General features: G+C 62.3%; 20 protein-coding genes. 7 read left to right on the top strand and 13 right to left on the bottom strand.

What is annotated here, in order from left to right; all coding sequences use genetic code 11:
• The first annotated feature begins 253 nt into the window (after nt 1-253).
• On the top strand, nt 254-889 hold the full coding sequence (locus tag DB032_RS01805) for a pyrimidine 5'-nucleotidase (protein ID WP_107798019.1): 636 nt from the start codon (nt 254-256) through the stop codon (nt 887-889).
• Nucleotides 890-937: 48 nt separating this feature from the next.
• Here the strand turns inward: DB032_RS01805 and DB032_RS01800 are convergent, their stop codons facing one another.
• The 6 genes from DB032_RS01800 to DB032_RS01775 all read right to left on the bottom strand — a co-directional run bounded on the left by DB032_RS01800 (nt 938) and on the right by DB032_RS01775 (nt 6,924).
• The gene (locus tag DB032_RS01800; protein ID WP_107798018.1) at nt 938-2,002 is read right to left on the bottom strand and encodes a PotD/PotF family extracellular solute-binding protein; all 1,065 of its coding nucleotides are present in this window, start codon (nt 2,000-2,002) and stop codon (nt 938-940) included.
• Between the two features lie 99 nt (nt 2,003-2,101).
• A complete protein-coding gene (locus DB032_RS01795) occupies nt 2,102-2,896 on the bottom strand; it encodes an ABC transporter permease (protein WP_227106685.1) in 795 nt (264 codons plus the stop codon).
• The gene (locus DB032_RS01790; protein ID WP_199225791.1) at nt 2,889-3,782 is read right to left on the bottom strand and encodes an ABC transporter permease; all 894 of its coding nucleotides are present in this window, start codon (nt 3,780-3,782) and stop codon (nt 2,889-2,891) included. Before DB032_RS01790 ends, DB032_RS01795 begins: the two co-directional genes overlap by 8 nt.
• A gap of 6 nt (nt 3,783-3,788) precedes the next feature.
• Nucleotides 3,789-4,874 carry an ABC transporter ATP-binding protein gene (locus DB032_RS01785; protein ID WP_107798016.1) on the bottom strand — a complete coding sequence of 362 codons (1,086 nt, stop codon included), beginning with the start codon at nt 4,872-4,874 and terminating at the stop codon, nt 3,789-3,791.
• A 274-nt stretch (nt 4,875-5,148) separates the two neighbouring features.
• Entirely contained in the window at nt 5,149-6,204 is a 1,056-nt protein-coding gene (locus tag DB032_RS01780; protein ID WP_107798015.1) for a PLP-dependent cysteine synthase family protein, read from the bottom strand.
• 102 nt (nt 6,205-6,306) lie between these two features.
• A complete protein-coding gene (locus tag DB032_RS01775; RefSeq protein WP_107798014.1) occupies nt 6,307-6,924 on the bottom strand; it encodes an OmpW family protein in 618 nt (205 codons plus the stop codon).
• A gap of 150 nt (nt 6,925-7,074) precedes the next feature.
• On the opposite strand from DB032_RS01775, the gene ubiD reads away from it, so the two are divergent.
• The 3 genes from ubiD to DB032_RS01760 all read left to right on the top strand — a co-directional run bounded on the left by ubiD (nt 7,075) and on the right by DB032_RS01760 (nt 9,794).
• On the top strand, nt 7,075-8,550 hold the full coding sequence (gene ubiD, locus DB032_RS01770; protein ID WP_107798013.1) for a 4-hydroxy-3-polyprenylbenzoate decarboxylase: 1,476 nt from the start codon (nt 7,075-7,077) through the stop codon (nt 8,548-8,550).
• 367 nt (nt 8,551-8,917) lie between these two features.
• Entirely contained in the window at nt 8,918-9,253 is a 336-nt protein-coding gene (locus DB032_RS01765; RefSeq protein WP_107798012.1) for a hypothetical protein, read from the top strand.
• On the top strand, nt 9,237-9,794 hold the full coding sequence (locus DB032_RS01760) for a hypothetical protein (RefSeq protein ID WP_146176554.1): 558 nt from the start codon (nt 9,237-9,239) through the stop codon (nt 9,792-9,794). The genes DB032_RS01765 and DB032_RS01760 overlap by 17 nt, the downstream gene beginning before the upstream one ends.
• A gap of 86 nt (nt 9,795-9,880) precedes the next feature.
• Here DB032_RS01760 and DB032_RS01755 read toward each other — a convergent pair whose 3' ends face one another.
• Nucleotides 9,881-10,192 carry a hypothetical protein gene (locus tag DB032_RS01755; protein ID WP_107798010.1) on the bottom strand — a complete coding sequence of 104 codons (312 nt, stop codon included), beginning with the start codon at nt 10,190-10,192 and terminating at the stop codon, nt 9,881-9,883.
• Nucleotides 10,192-11,802, bottom strand: a complete 1,611-nt coding sequence (locus DB032_RS01750) for a hypothetical protein (protein WP_107798009.1) — start codon at nt 11,800-11,802, stop codon at nt 10,192-10,194. The genes DB032_RS01755 and DB032_RS01750 overlap by 1 nt, the downstream gene beginning before the upstream one ends.
• A 324-nt stretch (nt 11,803-12,126) precedes the next feature.
• On the opposite strand from DB032_RS01750, the gene DB032_RS01745 reads away from it, so the two are divergent.
• The gene (locus DB032_RS01745; protein ID WP_107798008.1) at nt 12,127-12,483 is read left to right on the top strand and encodes a 50S ribosome-binding protein YggL; all 357 of its coding nucleotides are present in this window, start codon (nt 12,127-12,129) and stop codon (nt 12,481-12,483) included.
• Between the two features lie 78 nt (nt 12,484-12,561).
• Here the strand turns inward: DB032_RS01745 and DB032_RS01740 are convergent, their stop codons facing one another.
• The 5 genes from DB032_RS01740 to DB032_RS01720 form a co-directional block, all read right to left on the bottom strand.
• A complete protein-coding gene (locus tag DB032_RS01740) occupies nt 12,562-13,161 on the bottom strand; it encodes a YdcF family protein (RefSeq protein ID WP_019103655.1) in 600 nt (199 codons plus the stop codon).
• A gap of 77 nt (nt 13,162-13,238) precedes the next feature.
• Complete coding sequence (locus tag DB032_RS01735; RefSeq protein ID WP_107798007.1) at nt 13,239-13,478, bottom strand: DUF2164 domain-containing protein; 240 nt, start codon at nt 13,476-13,478, stop codon at nt 13,239-13,241.
• 79 nt (nt 13,479-13,557) lie between these two features.
• Nucleotides 13,558-13,914 carry a hypothetical protein gene (locus DB032_RS01730; protein ID WP_107798006.1) on the bottom strand — a complete coding sequence of 119 codons (357 nt, stop codon included), beginning with the start codon at nt 13,912-13,914 and terminating at the stop codon, nt 13,558-13,560.
• Between the two features lie 151 nt (nt 13,915-14,065).
• The gene (gene aspA, locus DB032_RS01725; RefSeq protein ID WP_107798005.1) at nt 14,066-15,469 is read right to left on the bottom strand and encodes an aspartate ammonia-lyase; all 1,404 of its coding nucleotides are present in this window, start codon (nt 15,467-15,469) and stop codon (nt 14,066-14,068) included.
• A 158-nt stretch (nt 15,470-15,627) separates the two neighbouring features.
• Nucleotides 15,628-16,536, bottom strand: a complete 909-nt coding sequence (locus DB032_RS01720) for a LysR family transcriptional regulator (RefSeq protein WP_107798004.1) — start codon at nt 16,534-16,536, stop codon at nt 15,628-15,630.
• Between the two features lie 164 nt (nt 16,537-16,700).
• Between DB032_RS01720 and DB032_RS01715 the strand changes: the two genes are divergently transcribed.
• Together DB032_RS01715 and DB032_RS01710 are read left to right on the top strand one after the other, a co-directional pair.
• Nucleotides 16,701-17,879 (top strand): diguanylate cyclase, encoded by a 1,179-nt coding sequence (locus DB032_RS01715; RefSeq protein ID WP_227106673.1) that lies wholly within the window; start codon nt 16,701-16,703, stop codon nt 17,877-17,879.
• A 39-nt stretch (nt 17,880-17,918) separates the two neighbouring features.
• Nucleotides 17,919-18,467, top strand: a complete 549-nt coding sequence (locus DB032_RS01710) for a hypothetical protein (protein WP_146176553.1) — start codon at nt 17,919-17,921, stop codon at nt 18,465-18,467.
• Nucleotides 18,468-18,470 lie beyond the last annotated feature (3 nt).

Here is an 18,470-nt window from a genome sequence, read left to right as displayed (position 1 = left end):
GTCGCTGCGTTTCGTTTCCGTCGCTGCGTTGTCTGCTGAGGAGGCGAACTATACGTCAGGTCCCTAAACCCGTCAACACCTTTCGTGAAAGATTTTTGACAAAAGAGGCCTCTCGCAAGCTATCCCCATGATTTATATTGAATCATCCATATGAAGAATTTCAGCGTAGCCGCCATGCACGGGTAGGGACTGTCGTTTCCGGATTGAAAAAACGATAATTCCCCTCCTCGTCCGCCCTTCTAGAAGCACAATCATGCGCAACAAAACCTGGATTTTCGACCTGGACGACACGCTGCACCACGCCAGCGGCGGCATCTTCGCCCATATCAGTCACGCGATGTCCGCTTATATGATGAAACATCTGCAAGTGGACGCGGTGGAAGCCCGCTTGCTGCGCGAGCGCTATTGGGCGCAATACGGCGCCACCATGCATGGGCTGGTTACCCACCACGGCATCGACCCCCATGACTTCCTATTGGAAACCCATAAGCTGGAAGAACTGGAGCAATGGCTGTTCGCCGAGCACAATCTGGCGGAATCGCTGAGCGCGCTGCCGGGCCGCAAGCTGATCTTCTCCAATGGCCCGCACCATTATGTGCAAGGCATTTTGCAGCGCCTGGCGATAGAGCGGCACTTCCACTCTATATATGGCGTCGAGCAAGTGGACTACGTGCCCAAGCCGCATGTCGGCGCCTTCCGTAAAGTTCTGGCGCAAGAGCGGCTGGATCCGCGACACTGCATCATGGTGGAGGACTCGCTGCCCAATCTGCTGACGGCGAAGAAGCTGGGCATGAAAACGGTCTGGGTCAGCAAGCAGGTGCGGCGGCCTGCGCATGTGGACATCCGCATCGCCTCCATCGGCGAGCTGGCGCGCCGTCGCTGGGACTGAAATAAAAAAGGCCGGAATCCCGGCCTTTTCCTATATAGAGTATCCCGCTTACTTCAGCTTGATCTCGGACCACACCTTGTTCAGCTCGCGACGGTCCTTGGCGTTCAAGTCCTTCAGCTGTTGCAGGCGCGGCAGTTCGCCGGCGGTCGGGAAGATCGCATGCACCTTGGTCAGTTCCGGTTTGACGAACTTGCCGGCGGCGGCATTGGGGTTGCCCGAGCCCATCTCGTTGGTCAACCCGGAGGCGTTCTTGCCGTCCAGCATGAAGTTGATGAATTTGTAAGCCAGGTCCTTGCGCGGCGCGTCCTTCAACACCACGAAGTTGTCCAGCGACAGAGTGTTGCCTTCTTTCTGCAAGCCGAAATTGACGCCGAACTTGCGGCCGGCCTTCTTGGCGTCCTGCTGCGCCTGGTACATATCGTTGGAATAGCCCAGCGCGACATAGATGTTGCCTACGGTCAGTTCCTTGATATAGCTCTGGTTGTTGAAGGCGGCCCAGTAAGGCTTGGCCTTCAGGATCACGTCGCGCGCCGCCTTCCAGTCCGCCGGATTGGTGGAGTTGGCCGGCTTGCCCAGATACATCAAGGCGGCGGACACCAGCTCGCGCTGAGAGTCCAGCACGGTGATCTTGCCCTTGAGCTTGGCCAATACGGCCGGATCGAAGATCAGCGCCCAGCTATTGGCCTTGTCCAGCAAGCCCAGTTCTTTCAGCTTGGTTTCGTTGTAGCCCAGCAGCGTGGTGGTGAAGGCGTAGGGGACCGAGTACTGGTTGCCCTTGTCGAAGAAGCTGTTCAGATAGCCTGCGTTCAGGTTCTTGAAGTTGGGCAGCTGTTTTTTGTCCAGCGGCTGCGCCTTGCCCTGCTTGATCAGCGCTTCCACCGCGAAGCCGGTCGGCACCACGATGTCGTAACCCTTGGCGCCGGCGGCCAGCTTGGCCAGCATTTCTTCGTTGTCGCCGTAGAAGTCTTGCACCAGCTTGCACTTGCAATAAGCCTCGAAGCTCTTGGCGGTGCTTTCCGACAGGTAGTTGTTCCAGTTGTAGAGGTGCAATTCTTCCGCTGCGTACGCTTGTGCAGATACGGCCAGGGCAAGCGTCACCAGGACTTTTTTCATTGCGTTTTTCCTTCTATTCGCACGAGTGCGTTGCGACTACATGAAAAACCGGCCGGCTCCCTTGTTGCCCGGCCGGGGCCCTACTACTTAAACAGGCTCTCAGCCATTGGCCCGCAGCGCGCTGGGCGACACGCGCGAAGCAATGACGATCAGCACCAGGGTCAACAGCATCAACAAGCTGGAAACGGCGTTCACTTCCGGCGTCACCGCGATCTTGATCATCGAGTAAATCTCCAGCGGCAGCATGCTGGCGCCTGCGCCGGCGGTGAAGAAGGTGATCACGAAGTCGTCGATGGACAAGGTAAAAGCCATCAGGGCACCGGCGATGATGCCCGGCTTGATCACCGGCAGGGTGATCAGGCGGAAGGCCTGGAACGGCGTCGCCCCCAGATCCCGCGCCGCTTCCACCAGGCTGTCGTCCATGCCCTGCATCCGCGCCCGCACCACGATGGCGACGAAGCCTATGCAGAAGGCGACGTGGGACAGCAGGATGGTGATCATGCCCAGTTCCAGAATGCCGATCAGCTGGTTGACGATGACGAAGAAGATCACCAGCGACACCCCCATCAGCAGTTCCGGGATGGCGATGGGCGTCAGCACCAGGAAGGGCAGCAAGCGCAGCTTGTAGCGATGCATGGCGATGCCGGCCAAGGTGCCCAGCACGGTGGCGCAGGCGCTGGCGATGATGCCTATGATCAGCGAGTTGGCCGCCGCGCTCAGCATCTTCTCGTTGTGGAACAGTTTGTCGTACCACTTGAGGGTGAAGCCCACCCATTCCGCGTTGAGCCTGGAATCGTTGAACGAGTACAGCACCACGATCACCAGCGGCAGATAGAGGAAGAGATAGGTCAGCAGCGCCGACGCCCACAACCAGCGGGATTGTTTCTTAGCCACGTTTCTTGCCTCCTCTGCCCACCATCGCGCCCAGGGCCGCGATCAACAACACTCCGCCGGTCAGCATGATGGACAGCACCGAACCGAACGGCCAGTCGCGGGTGTCCAGTATCTGCTGCTTGATCAGGTTGCCGATCATGATGGAGTCGGTGCCGCCCAGGATGTCCGGAATGGCGAACATGCCCAGCGCCGGGATGAACACCAGCGCGGAGCCGGCGAACACGCCGGGCAGGCTCAGCGGCCAGGTCACGCGCCAGAAGCGTTGCCAGGCGTTGGCGCCAAGATCCTGCGCCGCGTCCAGCAAGGCCATGTCGTGTTTTTCCAGATTGGCGTACAACGGCAACACCATGAAGGGCAGGTGCACATAGACCAGGCCGACGATGACGGCGAACGGGGTGAACAACAGACGCATCGGTTCAAAACCCAGCGAGGTCACCACCACGTTCAGCATTTTGGTGAACGCCGATTGCGGCCCCAGGATGATCATCCAGGCGTAGATGCGGATCAGGAAGTTGGACCAGAACGGCAGGATCACCAGCAGCAGCATCAGGTCACGGTATTTCTTGCCGGAGCGGGCGATCAGCCAGGCCAGCGGATAGGCCATCAACAGGCAAACCACGGTAGTGATCCCCGCGTAGCCGGCGGACTTGATGAACAGCTCGATGTAGAGCGGCTCTTCCACCAAGCGGCGGAAGTTGTCCAGAGTCAGGTCCCAGACCAGCTTGCCTTCCTCGAGGTAGTACATCGGCGCGAGGCCGCCGTAATCGCCCGGATTGCGGAAAGCCGCCACCACCATGATCAGCGACGGCACCAGGAAAAACAGGATCAGGTAGACCAGCGGCGGCCACGACAGCGCCCACTTGCCGAATCGATCTCGAATCGCCATGCGCGTTTACTCCGTCAGGAAGCTGCCGGCGTCGAAGCGCCAGGCCAGTTCCACGATGTCGTTGTCGTCAAAGAATTTGGCGACGCCCGGAATGCTGTTGGGCAGCATCGCCTCCACCATCACGCCCTCGCCCACTTCCACCACGTAGAGCGTAACGTCGCCCAGGTACAGGCAATCGTGAACGCGGCCTTTGAAATAGGCTTCGTCGTCATGGGCCGGCAGACTCTTGTCCAGCTTGACCTTTTCCGGACGCAACGCCAGCCAGCCGGTCTGCCCTTCGCGCACGTCCGGCACGGTCAGGCAGCGCACTTCGCCGCAGCCTTTCAAGTCCACCAGCATGGTGTCGCCGTCCACGCGCTTGACCTTGCCTTCCAACACATTGCACTGGCCGAGGAAGTCCGCGACGAAGCGGTTCTTGGGCTTGCTGTAAATGGTTTCCGGCGCGTCCAGCTGTTCCACCTGGCCGTGGCTCATCACCGCGATGCGGTGGCTGAGCGCCAGCGCTTCGCCCTGGTCGTGGGTGACGTAGACGAAGGTGATGCCCACTTCTTTTTGCAGATTGATCAGTTCCAGCTGCATTTCTTCGCGCAGCTTGGCGTCCAGCGCGGACAGCGGTTCGTCCAGCAGCAGCAGCCGCGGACGGTCCACCAGCGCTCGGGCGATGGCCACGCGCTGACGCTGGCCGCCGGACATCTCGTGCGGGTAGCGGTCGCCAAACTGGGTCAGGCGCACGTCTTCCAGCAATTCGTCCACCTGGGAAGCGATCTTGGCCTTGTCCCACTTGGCCATTTTGAGCGGGAAAGCGATGTTCTCGCGCACCGTCATGTGCGGGAACAAGGCATAGCTTTGAAACACGGTGTGCACCGGACGCTTTTCCGGCTGCACCTGCGACATGTCCTGACCGTCCAGCAGTATCTGGCCGGAATCCGGCTGCTCGAAGCCGGCCAGCATGCGCAGCAAGGTGGTCTTGCCGCAACCGGAGGGCCCGAGCAGGGTGAAGAACTCGCCTGCCTCTACCGACAGGCTGACGTTGTTGACCGCCGTGTAGTCACCGAAGCGCTTGACGACATTTTTGATTTCAAGGAGAGCCATTGTCTTCCCCGCCCAAGAAAAAGGGCGCCAGTTTAACAAAAAAGATAAAGCTGGGGCCGTTGAAATCCCTTGAAAATTCAAGACCTCAGCGCATTTTTTCCATTGTGCGAACCGGGCGTTCGGGCCGGGCCGGTAAGTTGCTATTTTCTCAGCAGAAAACCGCGCGCCGCACGCTGGGTTTTCGGTGCGGCGCAACATGGTTCCAATTCAAATAATTGATGCTTTTTGACAACAACTGTCGGCATCTCGCCGTCTACACGCCGCCAAACAGCGCTTACCACTGCCCTTCATTGAAGAAGCGGCGGTAGCGCTCCACCCAGTTCGAGATATCGAAACCGTTGGCCTGCAGCCAATCGTGGTTGTAATAGCTGCCCTGGTAGCGGTTGCCGTCGTCGCAGATCAAGGTGACGATGGAGCCGCTGCGGCCCTGGCTACGCATCTGGCCCACCAGTTCGCAAACACCGTAGAAATTGGTGCCGGTGGAACCGCCGCAGCGGCGTCCCAGCACTTCTTCCAGGAAGTGGATGGCGGCGTAGCTGGCGACGTTGGGCACCCGGATCATATTGTCGATGACTGTGGGAATGAAGGAGGGTTCCACCCGAGGCCGGCCTATGCCTTCCACGCCAGAGCCGCCTTCGCAGCGGCAGTCCATGCTGCCGGTATGAAAACTGTCGTAGAACACCGAGTTTTCCGGGTCCACCACGCAGACCTTGGTCGGCAGTTTCTGGTAACGCACATAGCGGCCGAAAGTGGCCGAGGTGCCGCCGGTGCCGGCGCCGCAGACGATCCAGTCCGGCACCGGATTCGGCTCATAGGCCATTTGGGTGAAAATGGTGTCGGCGATATTATTGTTGCCGCGCCAGTCGGTGGCGCGCTCGGCATAGGTGAACTGGTCCATGTAATGGCCGTTCAACTCTTCCGCCAGGCGTTTGGATTCGTCGTAAATGGTGGCGGGATCGTCCACCAGGTGGCTGCGGCCGCCGTAGAATTCGATGGCGCGGATCTTTTCCTGCGAGGTGCTCTTGGGCATCACCGCGATGAAGGGCAGGCCCAGCAAGCGGGAAAAATAGGCCTCGGACACCGCGGTGCTGCCGCTGGAAGCCTCGATGATGGTGCTGCCTTCGCGTATCCAGCCATTGCACAAGCCGTATAGAAACAGCGAGCGCGCCAGCCTGTGCTTGAGGCTGCCGGTGGGATGGGTGGATTCGTCCTTGAAATAGAGCTGTATCTCCGGCGCGCCGGGGATGGGCAGCGGGATCAAATGGGTGTCGCTGGAGCGATTGAAATCGGCCTCTATCTTGCGCACCGCCTGGGCAACCCAATCAGTCATCTTGCTTCTCCAGTGTCGGAAAGTTCTCAATCGGCCATTCTAACGCGACAAGCAAGAAAAAAACGCCCCGTAGGGCGTTTTGGATTCAAAGCGGCGAGCCGATCAGAACTTGGTGCCGAAGCCGATGCCGAATACCCACGGGTCGATCTTCAGTTCGCCCAGTTTGGCGCCGCCCAGCTGATCCGCGGTCACGTCGGTCTTGATCCAGATTTTCTTGACGTCCAGGTTGACGAACCAGTTCTTGTTGATCGCGTAGTCCGCGCCCAGTTGCAGCGCCGGACCCCAGCTGTTTTTCTTCACGCTCAGATCTGTCGCACTACCTGCTTTCAGGCCTTCATTGTAGAAACGGGTGTAGTTGATGCCGGCGCCCACATAGGGACGGAAGGTGGCGTCCGGAGCGAAGTGGTATTGCAGGGTCAAGGTCGGCGGCAACACCGATACCTTGCCGACGGAACCGAAGGTGTTGGTGGTGACTTCGTGACGGGTGGTGCCCAGAATCAGCTCGGCGCCGATATTGTTGGTGATCATGTAGGTGAAGTCGACCTCAGGCGCCCAGCTGTCCTTGGCGTCGACATTCAAACCCGACACTACGCCAGAGTTGCTCCAGCTGGCGTCGGGGTTGACATTGATCACGCGGAAGCGCGCCAGGATGTCGCCTTGAGCGGCGAAGGCGCTAGCGGAAACCAGGCCGATCATTGCGGCGAGAGCGAGCTTTTTCATATTGGGTTCTCCTGTCATGTTTGGTCGAATGCAGGCCTGGCGCTTGCCGCCATCGTTGACTTTGACTGCGGGCAGCAGTAGCGTTCGGCGTCCGGTGGCAGATTATCCAAGCACCTAATATCAAACTTTGCGCCAGATCATGAGATGGTCATGAAATATGCAGATTTACGGGAGTTTGTCTCCCAATTGGAACAACAAGGCCTGCTGAAACGAATTGCGGCCCCGGTCTCCCCACATCTGGAGATGACCGAGATCGGCGACAGGGTACTGAAAGCCGGCGGTCCCGCGCTGCTGTTCGAACAGGCAGTCAAGGACGGCAAACGCTTCGATTACCCGGTACTGGCCAATCTGTTCGGCACGCCCGAGCGCGTGGCGCTGGGCATGGGCGCCGCCGATGTGATGCAGTTGCGCGAGATCGGCAAGACCCTGGCCTACCTGAAAGAACCGGAGCCGCCCAAGGGCTTGAAAGACGCCTGGGACAAGCTGCCCTTGCTGAAGCAATTGCTGTCGATGGCGCCTAAGGAGGTCGGCAAGGCGCCGTGCCAGCAAATCGTATGGGAAGGCGCGGAAGTCGATCTGGAGCGCTTGCCTATCCAGCACTGCTGGCCCGGCGACGTGGCGCCGCTGATCACCTGGGGCCTGACCGTGACCCGCGGCCCCAACAAGAAACGCCAGAACCTGGGCATCTATCGCCAACAGCTGATAGGCCGCAACCGCGTCATCATGCGCTGGCTGGCCCACCGCGGCGGCGCGCTGGATTACCGCGAATTCTGCCAACAGCATCCCGGCGAACCTTACCCGGTGGCGGTGGTGCTGGGCTGCGACCCGGCCACTATCCTGGGCGCGGTGACGCCGGTGCCGGACACCCTGTCCGAATACCAGTTCGCCGGCCTGCTGCGCGGCAGCCGCACCGAGCTCACCAAATGCCTGGGTTCGGATCTGCAAGTGCCGGCGCGCGCCGAAATCGTGCTGGAAGGCCATATCCATCCGGACGACACCGCGATGGAGGGCCCTTACGGCGACCACACCGGCTATTACAACGAGCAGGACCGCTTCCCGGTGCTGACCGTGGACCGCGTCACCCTGCGCGAAAACGCGATCTACCACAGCACCTACACCGGCAAGCCGCCGGACGAGCCGGCGGTGCTGGGCGTGGCGCTGAACGAGGTCTTCGTGCCCATTCTGCAAAAGCAGTTTCCGGAAATCGTCGATTTCTACCTGCCGCCGGAAGGCTGCAGCTACCGGATGGCGGTGGTCAGCATCAAGAAGCAGTACCCCGGCCACGCCAAGCGGGTGATGATGGGATGCTGGAGCTTCCTGCGCCAGTTCATGTACACCAAGTTCATCGTGGTGGTGGACGACGACGTCAACACCCGGGACTGGAAGGAAGTGATCTGGGCGATCACCACGCGCATGGACCCGGTGCGCGACACCACCTTGATCGAACATACGCCTATAGATTATCTGGACTTCGCCAGCCCGGTGTCCGGCCTGGGCGGCAAGATGGGCCTGGACGCCACCAACAAGATGCCGGGTGAAACCAACCGCGAGTGGGGCGTGCCCATCGTGATGGACCAGGCGGTCAAACAGCGCGTAGACGCGATGTGGCTACAATTAGGGCTGTAAACCCTCCCCCATCCACCCCGGCCTACAAGCACGTCGGGGTGGATCGCACCATGCCTTCGCCAACCCCTCCCCACGCAGGGCCTTAGCACCTGCTTACGATCTGCCCGTGTCGACGATACGGCGTTGAAACCGCCTTCGAAGTGCTCATGCACCGCCAATGCATTCCGCTTTCTCAGCCGTTTTCGCTTTAGTTCGCTAGATCGTAAACACGTTCTTAGAACGTCCCCTCAATTGCCCCCCGGCATCGGATGCTCCTGACAGATAGGGCAGCTGTCTTTTTTGATTAATATATTTATATTTCTGCCTTAACTGAGAAAGCCTCTGCAACGATCTCGAGATGGCGCGCTGGCCGCCACAGGAGAGCAGCATGAAGAGTTGCCCGACAATCCAAGGATTGAAGCTGGATCAAAGCAGCCTGCAAGCTCTGGAGCAAATCGAACTCAAGCTGAGAGGCCTCCGACTCGCCGCCAGCCTCACCAGTATTGGTGTGATAAGCAATATCTTTTATCGCAGCAGCCCACTACAAGCGGCCTATAACATCCACGCAACAGACTGGCAGCTGTTCACACAGAGCACGGCGGCTTGGCCAAGGATTATGCAGAAGGCGGTAACACGCATTGCGGAAGAAGAGCACTGGAATCATCAGCATGACCGGAAGCAAGCTCAATTCTGGGAGGCTGTGGCGTATGGCTGCAAACCTTAAAAACACATGGCCGGCTTGGGCTCTACTGATTGGCAACCTGTTCTGGCTAACGCCAAGCCAAGCACAATCTCCTGCCCAAGAAGATCTAACCTCATTTGCCATACGACGCCTGGCTCAAGCCGTGATCGACTATAGCGCTCAGATCCAATATTGCCGGCAACAAGAGATCGTGTTGCCTCCGGACACCTTCGCCGGATTAGAAATGTCCAGGGATGAGCAGATCGCTGCGCTTGCCTATTTCCGTAATAAAAATGACAGGACATGCCTTGGGCAAGTTGAAGAGGAGTTTTTGCAAGCCACCCTGCTAGCCCGGGAGGCAAAACTACCGGCTTATTCGGCCAAGGACGACCCCGGAGCTGAGCAGATTCTCACCGCGCTGCTATCCCGAACGCTTGCGCTAAAACGAGAGCGACCTTACTTACGTCTCGCGCCAGCACTGCGCCGCCAGTTGGAAGCGCTGCCGGTACTACAACATAACTTTGATCCATTCCAATCCATACGCAGCCTAGGCTTGTCAAACGCTGACATCGACGATGACTGAAACCATTTGACATACTCGACCACTTTCTACTGAGCCCCTTATTGAAAGCGCCCGGCATCATCAGAGGCCGGGCGCTGTTTGATCGCTCAACGCGTCTCAAGCACTTCCGCCTGCAGCAGCACGGCCTCGCGCCCCAGCAGCGGATGGGCTTTGAACGGCCCGGCCCGATAGCGAATGCGCGAACCGGTCCGCGGCTTCAACGCGGCCACTTCCGCGGCCCCCAGGCCCTGGCCGTCGGCAGCGGGCTGGATGACGAAGGTGCCGCCATCCCCCTTTTCCACCCCCAAGCGCACCAGCGGCGGCGCACCGACGGCAACCAGGGTGCCCTCCTCCCACGGCGGCAGCGACATCGCGCCGGCGCCGGCGCAAAGGCCGAGCCACAGCAGCAGTCCGCGCATCATGGCTTGAGCAGGATCAGATGGCTGTTGGCCGGCACCGTCACCCGCGCCACGCCGCGCGACAGCGGCAGGCTCTGCTTATAGGTTTCCGCCGTCGCCAACGCGCTCCAGCCGATTTCCTGCGCCTGGAAGGGCACCGCCGGCAACAACAAACTCTTGCCGTTCGGGAAATACTGGTTGGCCGGCAGGCTCAGCGTCTTGGCCGGGAAGCCGTAACCGCTGGCCGGATTGCCGCCCAGCGCCAGCGTGGTGTTGAGACGCAGCATCAGGCTGCTGTAATCGCCGGCGCCCGCCGCGCGCAAACCGTCGTTCAAGGCCGCTTCGCCGGTATTGGCGCCGGTCACCCACGGCTTCATCACGCCCGCGCCGAACTGATGCAGCATCTGCATGCCCGCCGCCAGCGCCTTCGGGTAGCAGGTGTAATTCGACGCCGCCACGCTCCAGCCCTTCAAATTGCAAGCCGGCCGGCGCAGAAAGCTTTCGAAATCGCCGCCGCGGCGCAGGTCCGGATGGGAGTTGGCGTCGCTGCCGCGACCGCCGGTGAAGGTGTCCGCCGATACCAGATAGCCCATGGTCTGGGCCGCCAGCTCGTTTTCCCATACCGTGGGCTGACCGGAACCCGGCGGTTTGCGCAGGATCTTGTTGTAGGCGTAGAGCACATGCAGGTATTCGTGCGCCAGCGTGGACAGGGCCAGGCTGGGGCCATTGCCCTTCATATTCCAGTTGCGGCCCGGATCGGCCTGGGCGAAGGTGTCCAGGTCCACGAAGGTGGCCAAGGCCTGATTGCTCTTGCCCACCACGTCGCGGCACTCTTGGTCGCCGCCGCACATGGCCGGCGCGGCCGACGCCAGCAAGGCGTTGGTCCAGCGCACATAGCCGAGCAAGCGGCCACCGCCGGTCTGATTCGGATCGTTCAGCCGGCTCAACACCAGGTGCACGTCCTTGGTGTCGCCGGGCAGCGCCAGCGCGCGCCAGCCCGGATCGATGTCATTGCCCCAGGGCTCGCTGACGACCGAGGCTTCCAAGGGATAGACGCTGTTGGCGAAGCGCTCGGCCAGCGCGTCGGCCTGATCGCTGCCCACGCTGACGTCCAGCCCATCCTGCGCCCAAACGTAAACCTTGCCGCCGCCGTTGGGCAAATCGCGCATGGCTTGCAGGCTGGTGGCGCTATCGCCGTCCATATCGTGCCAGACCCGTTTGTCGCCGATCGCGTAGCTGGCCGCCTGCAAGCTGGCCTGCTCCGCCAGCAGCCGGTGCGAACCGGCGCCGCGCAGCGACAAGGCGCCGGAGCGGGCCAACGCGCCAACCGCGGCCATCACCGCCTGGCTCTCCGCCTCCAGGCGTTCCGCGGCGGCGTCCGACCCGCCGCGCAGGCCGGAAGCGGCCAGCTTGGCCTGGCCCGAAGTGTCTCCGGAGCTGATGCGCGACACCACCATCTGCCAGGCGGCGCTCAAGGGCTTGCCGCTGATAGACACCGTTTGCGCCTGCGCGCCGGTATTGGTGTACTGGTAGACGGAGCCGGACTGCGCCCTGCCGGCCGAGGCCGGCAAGCGGCACACATTGCCCGAGCACGTCAGCGCCGCCACTTCCGCGCCGTCCGTCGCCAGCATCCTGCCAGATGCCGACGTTCCGACGCTGGAACCGCCGCTGCCGGCGTTACCGCCGCCGCCACCGCCGCCGCATGCGCTCAGCAACGCGGACATCACGGACACAGCCAATATTGTTTTTGTGCTTTTCATCCCTGTAGTCATCCATTTCATGTATTGAGAATGAGAAAAAATACTAATTCCATTCCAATGGCAATGACTACGGCAAATAATTACCTTTTTATATGATATTTGTTTAGTTAGAGTGACAGAAACCTACGCGCAGCCGGCGGAGCACAAAGCCGGCAAGCCTGCTATCATCGCCAGGTCTTTGAATAAGGAGCAGTCATGTCCCTGCGCAACCCCAATTCCCCGCACCGCCTGAGCCGTCTGAAAACCCGCCAACGCAAGAAAATGCGCGTAGGCGAATTCCGCGAGCTGGGCTTTCATCTGATCTCCATGCTGCACGACGGCGCGGATTCCGAGGCGCTGCTGGACGCCTGGCTAATCCAGGTGGACGAGGCCGGCATCAGCTTCGGCGGCCATTTCGACGGCGCCGGCAAGCTGGAAGGCGTGGCCTTCCCGGTGGGCGAGGTCAAGATCAGCGACGAGCTGCGCCTGCAACTGCTGTCCTGGCTGCAAGCCCGCGCCGAAGTGAAATCGGTGGAAGGCGGCGAATTGATCGATCTGTGGCACAGCCGCTGATCCCTTTACGTCCGACGTGAAAAAACCGGCTTGTCGCCGGTTTTTTTTATGCCTGGACGCTTCGAGCCGCGGACGCGATCAGGACAGCTTGCGGAACACCCGGTAGCCGATATAGAGCCAGGTTTCCCTGGCCAGGAAGCGGGACCAGCTGGACAGCGTGCGGTAGCGGCTGGATTGCGTGGGCGCGGGATAGGCGGTCAGGCCGATGTCGGTGGCCATCAGCACCGAGCGGCGCATATGCAGCGGATCGCTGACCAAGAGGAAGGAGCGGATGCCGAACTGGCTGCTCAATTCGCGCGCGTTTTCCAGGTTTTGCCAAGTGGTGCGCGACTGGTTTTCCGCCAGCATCGCCGTCATCGGCACGCCTTGCTTGGCGGCGAAGTCGCGGCCGACGTCGGCTTCGGACGGATAACCCGGTTCCGGCGTGCCGCCGGTGAACACAATCCAGCGCACCTTGCCGGACTTGTACAATTTGACTGCGTGATTGATGCGCTCGCGGAACACCGGCGACGGGCGCTTGCCCCAGGCCGCCGCCCCCAACACCAGCGCCGCGTCGGCTTGCGGTTCGTTTGCGCTGCCGCCGAAATCGACGATGCTCCAGGCCACGTAGCTGAAGCCCAGCACCACCAGCAAAATCGCCAGCACAAAGCCTTTCAACATCAAACGCAAGTAGAGCATGGGTACCGCAAGTGAAGGGTGGAACGCCGATTGTACCCGCAAACCGGATGCAAGCGGCAAGGCCGCGCGCTCCGCGCCTACTTCTCCAATTCCCAAATCGCCGCCTGCAGGGACTCCATCCGCGCGGCGAGCGCCAGCTGTGCGTCGTCCAGCGCCTTGTTGTAAATGTCTCTGCCGATTTTGTCGGCGACGAAGTCCAACAGGAATTGCGCGTCGAACTGCCCCAGCTCGATGCCGAACTGGTCTTGCGCGTACTGTTGCAATTGCGGAGCCAGCGTTTGCAGTTGAGCGGGGGTCAACAAGGAATGATTGGCCATGGCGTGCCGCCCTGTGCGATGGAAAGCCGCGATTATGGCGGCTATTCGCCGATGCTGGAAGCGGTTTCCCCGCGCATGGCTAAAGGGACAGCGCCCGTCCCCATTGCAGCAGGCCCGCCCGCCACTGGCGCTGGCCGTTCAATTGCCAGGCCAGCAGCCGGTCGCCGGCCTCGCCGCGCCAGAGGGGATGCGCCCGCATCTGGCTGAGCAAGGCCTCCGCCGCCTGGCTGTCGTCAAAGCATAGCGCCAGCCAGTCCGCCTCCGCGCGCGTCAACACGCGGCGCAGCTTGTCCGGCCACGGCGCGGCACCGCGCCACACCGTGGCGCCGTGAAAACAGCCCGAGCGCAGCCATTGCCGCCGGACGCGCCACTGTTCGGCTCCCAGCGCGCACAGGCCGCGCGGAAACTCCAGACCCCACCATAGCGCAGCGTGCATTCGTCGCCCTTTCATTGTGCATTGCACAATTTTTTATACCCGCATTCCGCGCCCGCCGCAAGCGCCGCCGGCCCCGATAAAAAACAGGCCGCGCAAGGCGGCCTGATCAAGTTGAAACGCTCACAACGATAAGTCAGACAAGGGAAAGCAATTACACGGTCACCCAGCGCGGCCGGGTCAGCTCTTCCGGCTTCAGCAGCAGATCCAGTTGCTCGCGGCTCAGCAAGCCTTGCTCCAGCACGATGTCGGCGACGCTGGCGCCGGTGGCGTGGGCCTGGGCCGCCACATTGGTGGCCGCGGCGTAGCCGATGACGGGGTTGAGCGCGGTCACCAGGCCGATGGAGTTCTCCACGCTGGCGTGCAGGCGCTCGCGGTTGGCGGTGATGCCCGTGACGCAGTTGTCGGTCAGCGTGGCGCAGGCGGCCGCCAGGTGGCCCATGCTGCGGAACAGGCTGTAAGCGATCACCGGCTCGAAGGCGTTCAATTGCAGCTGCCCGGCCTCCGCCGCCATGGTGATGGTGACGTCGTTGCCTATCACCTCGTAAGCCACTTGGCTCACCACCTCGGGAATCACCGGATTGACCTTGCCCGGCATGATGGAGGAACCGGCCTGGCGCGCCGGCAGATTGATCTCGCCGAAACCGGCGCGCGGGCCGGAGGACAGCAGGCGCAAATCATTGCAGCTCTTGGACAATTTGACCGCGATGCGCTTGAGCACGCCGGACAACTGCACGAAGGCGCCGCAGTCCTGGGTGGCTTCGATCAGATTGGGCGCGGTCAGCAGGGTGTGGCCGCTCAACTCGGACAGATGCAGACAAGCCAGGCGCGCGTAATCCGGATGCGCGGTAATGCCGGTGCCGATGGCGGTGGCGCCCAGATTGATTTCCAGCATCAGCGCGCTGGCTTCCATCAAGCGCTGCTCGTCTTCCTGCAGCATCACCGCGTAAGTCATGAATTCCTGGCCCAGCGTCATCGGCACCGCGTCCTGCAGCTGGGTGCGCCCCATCTTCAGGTAGTCCTTGAACTCGTCGGCCTTGGCGGCGAAGGCCTCGCGCAACGTCGCCATCCGGGTCAGCAGCTTGTTGGCGCCCCAGAACGCCGCCAAGCGCAAGGCGGTCGGGTAAACGTCGTTGGTGCTTTGACACAGATTGACGTGTTCATTGGGATGCAGGTACTGGTACTCGCCCTTGGCGTGGCCCATCAGTTCCAGCGCGCGGTTGGCGATGACCTCGTTGGCGTTCATATTGGTCGAGGTGCCGGCTCCGCCCTGGATCGCATCCACCACGAACTGCTCATGCCAGCGGCCGGCGCGGATTTCCTCGCAGGCGGCGATGATGGCCTGAGCGACAGGCCCCGGCAGCAAGCCCAGATCGCGGTTGGCCTGAGCCGCGGCCTGCTTGATGCAGGCCAGCGCGCGGATCAGATCGCCGTAGCCGGCGATGCTCTGGCCGGTGATGGGAAAGTTTTCGACTGCGCGCAAGGTATGCACGCCCCAATAAACGTCGGCGGGCACTTCACGATCGCCTAGCAGATCATGTTCTATGCGGGTCGTCATGGATGCTTCTCCTGATGCGGATGACGCCACGCGCTCGCGTGGCTTGAAGCTGCGCACTCTATGCCATGCCGCGGCGGCTGGCCAATTCGAAATGCCGATAGGGTCATGCGGGAAATGCATAACCTTGGCGGGGCGCGCGCGTTTCCCGGCGCCCCCGCTCAGCAGGCCGGGTATTGATGCGTCAGATAGTCCCAGAAGGCCTTCAAGGCCGGGCGCTGTCGCTTCTGATCGATGTAGAGGCGGATCTCCATCTCCACCTGCCAGGACTCGTCGCCGGCGGCCGCCAACAAGCCCTCCTGCGCCTCCCGGCGCGCCGAGCTTTCCGGCAGGAAGGCCAGGCCGTGCCCTTCCAGCACCATGTGCTTGAGCCCTTCCGCCATATCGGTTTCATAGCGCAGCGCCAGCTTGGCCGGCTGCGGCGCGGACTCCAGAATCAGGTCGCTCATCAGCCGGAAATAGGCATTGCTGGCGTAGCCGAGAAAGGGCAAGGGCTGCTGCGCGCTGCCGGGCAGTTGGTAGCGCGGCCGGCCGGCTTCCGCGATCGAGAACGGCCTCAGCCGCTCGACGCCCAGCTTCAGCCCCTGATAGCGGGCGTCGGTCAGTTCCACCGGTTGCTTGGGATGGTGGTAGCACATCAATAGATCGCTGCCGCCTTCCACGAAGGCCAGCAGCGCGTCGTGCACATTGCTGGCCTGCAGCCTACAGGGCAAAGCGCCGTAACCGCGCTGCGCCTGGGACAGCCATTTGGGAAAGAAGGAGAAGGACAGGGTGTGCGGCACCGCGAACTCCAGCGTGCCCGCGGCCAAGGGCTGCAAGCCGCGCAGCAAGGCGCGGCTGGTGTTGAGCTGGGACAGCATGGCCACCGCCTGCTCGCGGAACAGCGCGCCGGCCTCGGTCAGCCGCGTCGGATAGGTGGTACGATCAATCAGACCGGCCCCCAACCAGCTCTCCAGCGATTTGATCCGCCGCGAGAACGCCGGCTGGGTCAGGTGGCGCAGTTCCGCCGCGCGGGTAAAGCTGCCGGTTTCCGCCAGCACCAGGAAGTCTTCAAGCCACCGAGTTTCCATCGCGCGCTTCCGCCAGAGTGATCAGGAGCTGGGATAGTAGCCTAAACGCGGCCCAAGAATCTGTTCACGATCCGCCGCGCCGCCTGAAACCCGACACGGAGAGCGCCGTCTCCAAGCCGGCGATGTTGACCTGTTGCAAACCCAAAGTCATAAACCGCGGTAGAATGACGCAACTACCTGGCACCATCCGCATGCATATTACTCACTTCATCTGGCAGAAGCTGCTGGGCATGGCGCCCGGCGAGATCCAGAGCGGCGATACGCTCTGGCTGCTGAGCCCTCGCCAGCACATGCCCTTGCTGGCGCAGCGACGCGCGCTGATGCTGGTCAACCGCTGCCGGCTGTTCGCCATCCTGTTTTCCGCGCTGACGCCGGCCTGGGCCTTGATCGACTTGCTGACCCTGCCCTATCCGCTGTCCCTGCAATTGGCGGCCCTGCGCCTGCTGGTGTCCGTCGCCTTCGTCGCGCTGGCGGTCTGGCAGCCTATGGACGGCCGCCTGCGCTCGGCCTATCGCGGCATCGCGCTCTTGTTCGCCATCCCCACCCTGTTCTACATCGCCTCCCACCTCTTGCTGCGTCGCTACCATCTGGAAGGCTTGTCCGCCGCCATCGGCGCCGGTTACGCCTTCCTGCCCTTCGTGCTGCTGGCCGGGCTGGCCATTTTCCCGCTGACCCTGCTGGAAAGCCTGGCTTTCGCCAGCCCGGCGCTGTTCGGCTTCGTGCTGACCAGCCTGCTGGACCTGAACGGCGACAATCTGCCCGGCTTCGGCGGGGAATTCTGGCTGCTGTCCTTGCTGGCCGGCGTCTCCGCCATTGCCGGCATCAGCCAGCTGGCCTTCATCATCGTGCTGGTCCACCAAGCGATACGCGATCCGTTGACCGGGGTCTTCTCGCGCCGCAGCGGCGAGGAAATGCTGGGCCTGCTGGAGTTGCAGGCTCAGCGCAGCCGGCAGCCGCTGAGCCTGGCCTTCATCGACCTGGACCACTTCAAGGCGATCAACGACCACTACGGCCACCTGGCCGGCGATCAGGTCTTGCGTCATTTCGCCGAGCTGATGGAAGGCAGGCTGCGACGCAGCGACGTGCTGGTGCGCTGGGGCGGCGAGGAGTTCGTGCTGCTGATGCCCGGCGCGCAGTTGGCCCACGCCGCCCAGGTCATCGCCCGGCTGCGCGCCCAGGGCCTGGGCGAGCGGCCGGAAGGCCATGCGCTGACCGCCAGCATCGGCGTGGCGGAGTTGTTTCAAGACGGCAGCGCCGACTGGCGAGCCTTGGTGGATTTGGCCGATACCCGCATGTACCGCGCCAAGCAGACCGGGCGCAATCGGGTAGTGATCTCCGGCTGAAGCTTTACCCGCCGGGCGACTTTCCTTATCGTGGGCGGCATGACCGTTCTGACCGCCCCGCTCCTTCCCCGCTCCCGCGGCGTCGCCGCCGCGCTGCTGTTCAGCCTGTTGGCCCATGGCGCGCTGCTGTGGCTGAGCAAACCCGGCGGCCGCCCGGACGCCGCCGCGGCCCCGCCGCTGCGGATACAGCTGCGTCCGCCGGCGCCGGCCGTCGTCCCGCCGCCGACGCGCCCCGCCGCGCCCGAACCCTCTGCCCGAAAATCGGCCGCGGCCCCGCGGCATTCAAACGCGGCGACGCACATCGCGGCCGCCGGCCCCGGCAAACGCAGCGTCCCAAGCGGGCGCGACGCTTCGGCGCCCGCCACGGCCTTGACCTTGGGCGGCCTGCGGCAGCAAGTGCGCGAGCAAGCCGCCGCCGCGCCGGAAAAAATCGCCCCGCTGCCGGCCGACCCCGCCAAAACGAAATTGGCCCGCTCGATCGAGCGGGCCGAAAAACCGGACTGCAAAACGCGTTACGCCGGGCTGGGCCTCTTGGCCATCCCGGTGCTGGCGGTGCAGAGCGCGCGCGAGGACGGCTGCAAATGGTGAGCC

It is taken from the genome of Chromobacterium sp. Panama (assembly GCF_003052555.1).
GTDB lineage: Bacteria > Pseudomonadota > Gammaproteobacteria > Burkholderiales > Chromobacteriaceae > Chromobacterium.
The sequence above is the reverse complement of the archived record's forward strand: the minus strand, read 5'-3'. Positions and strand labels throughout refer to the sequence as shown.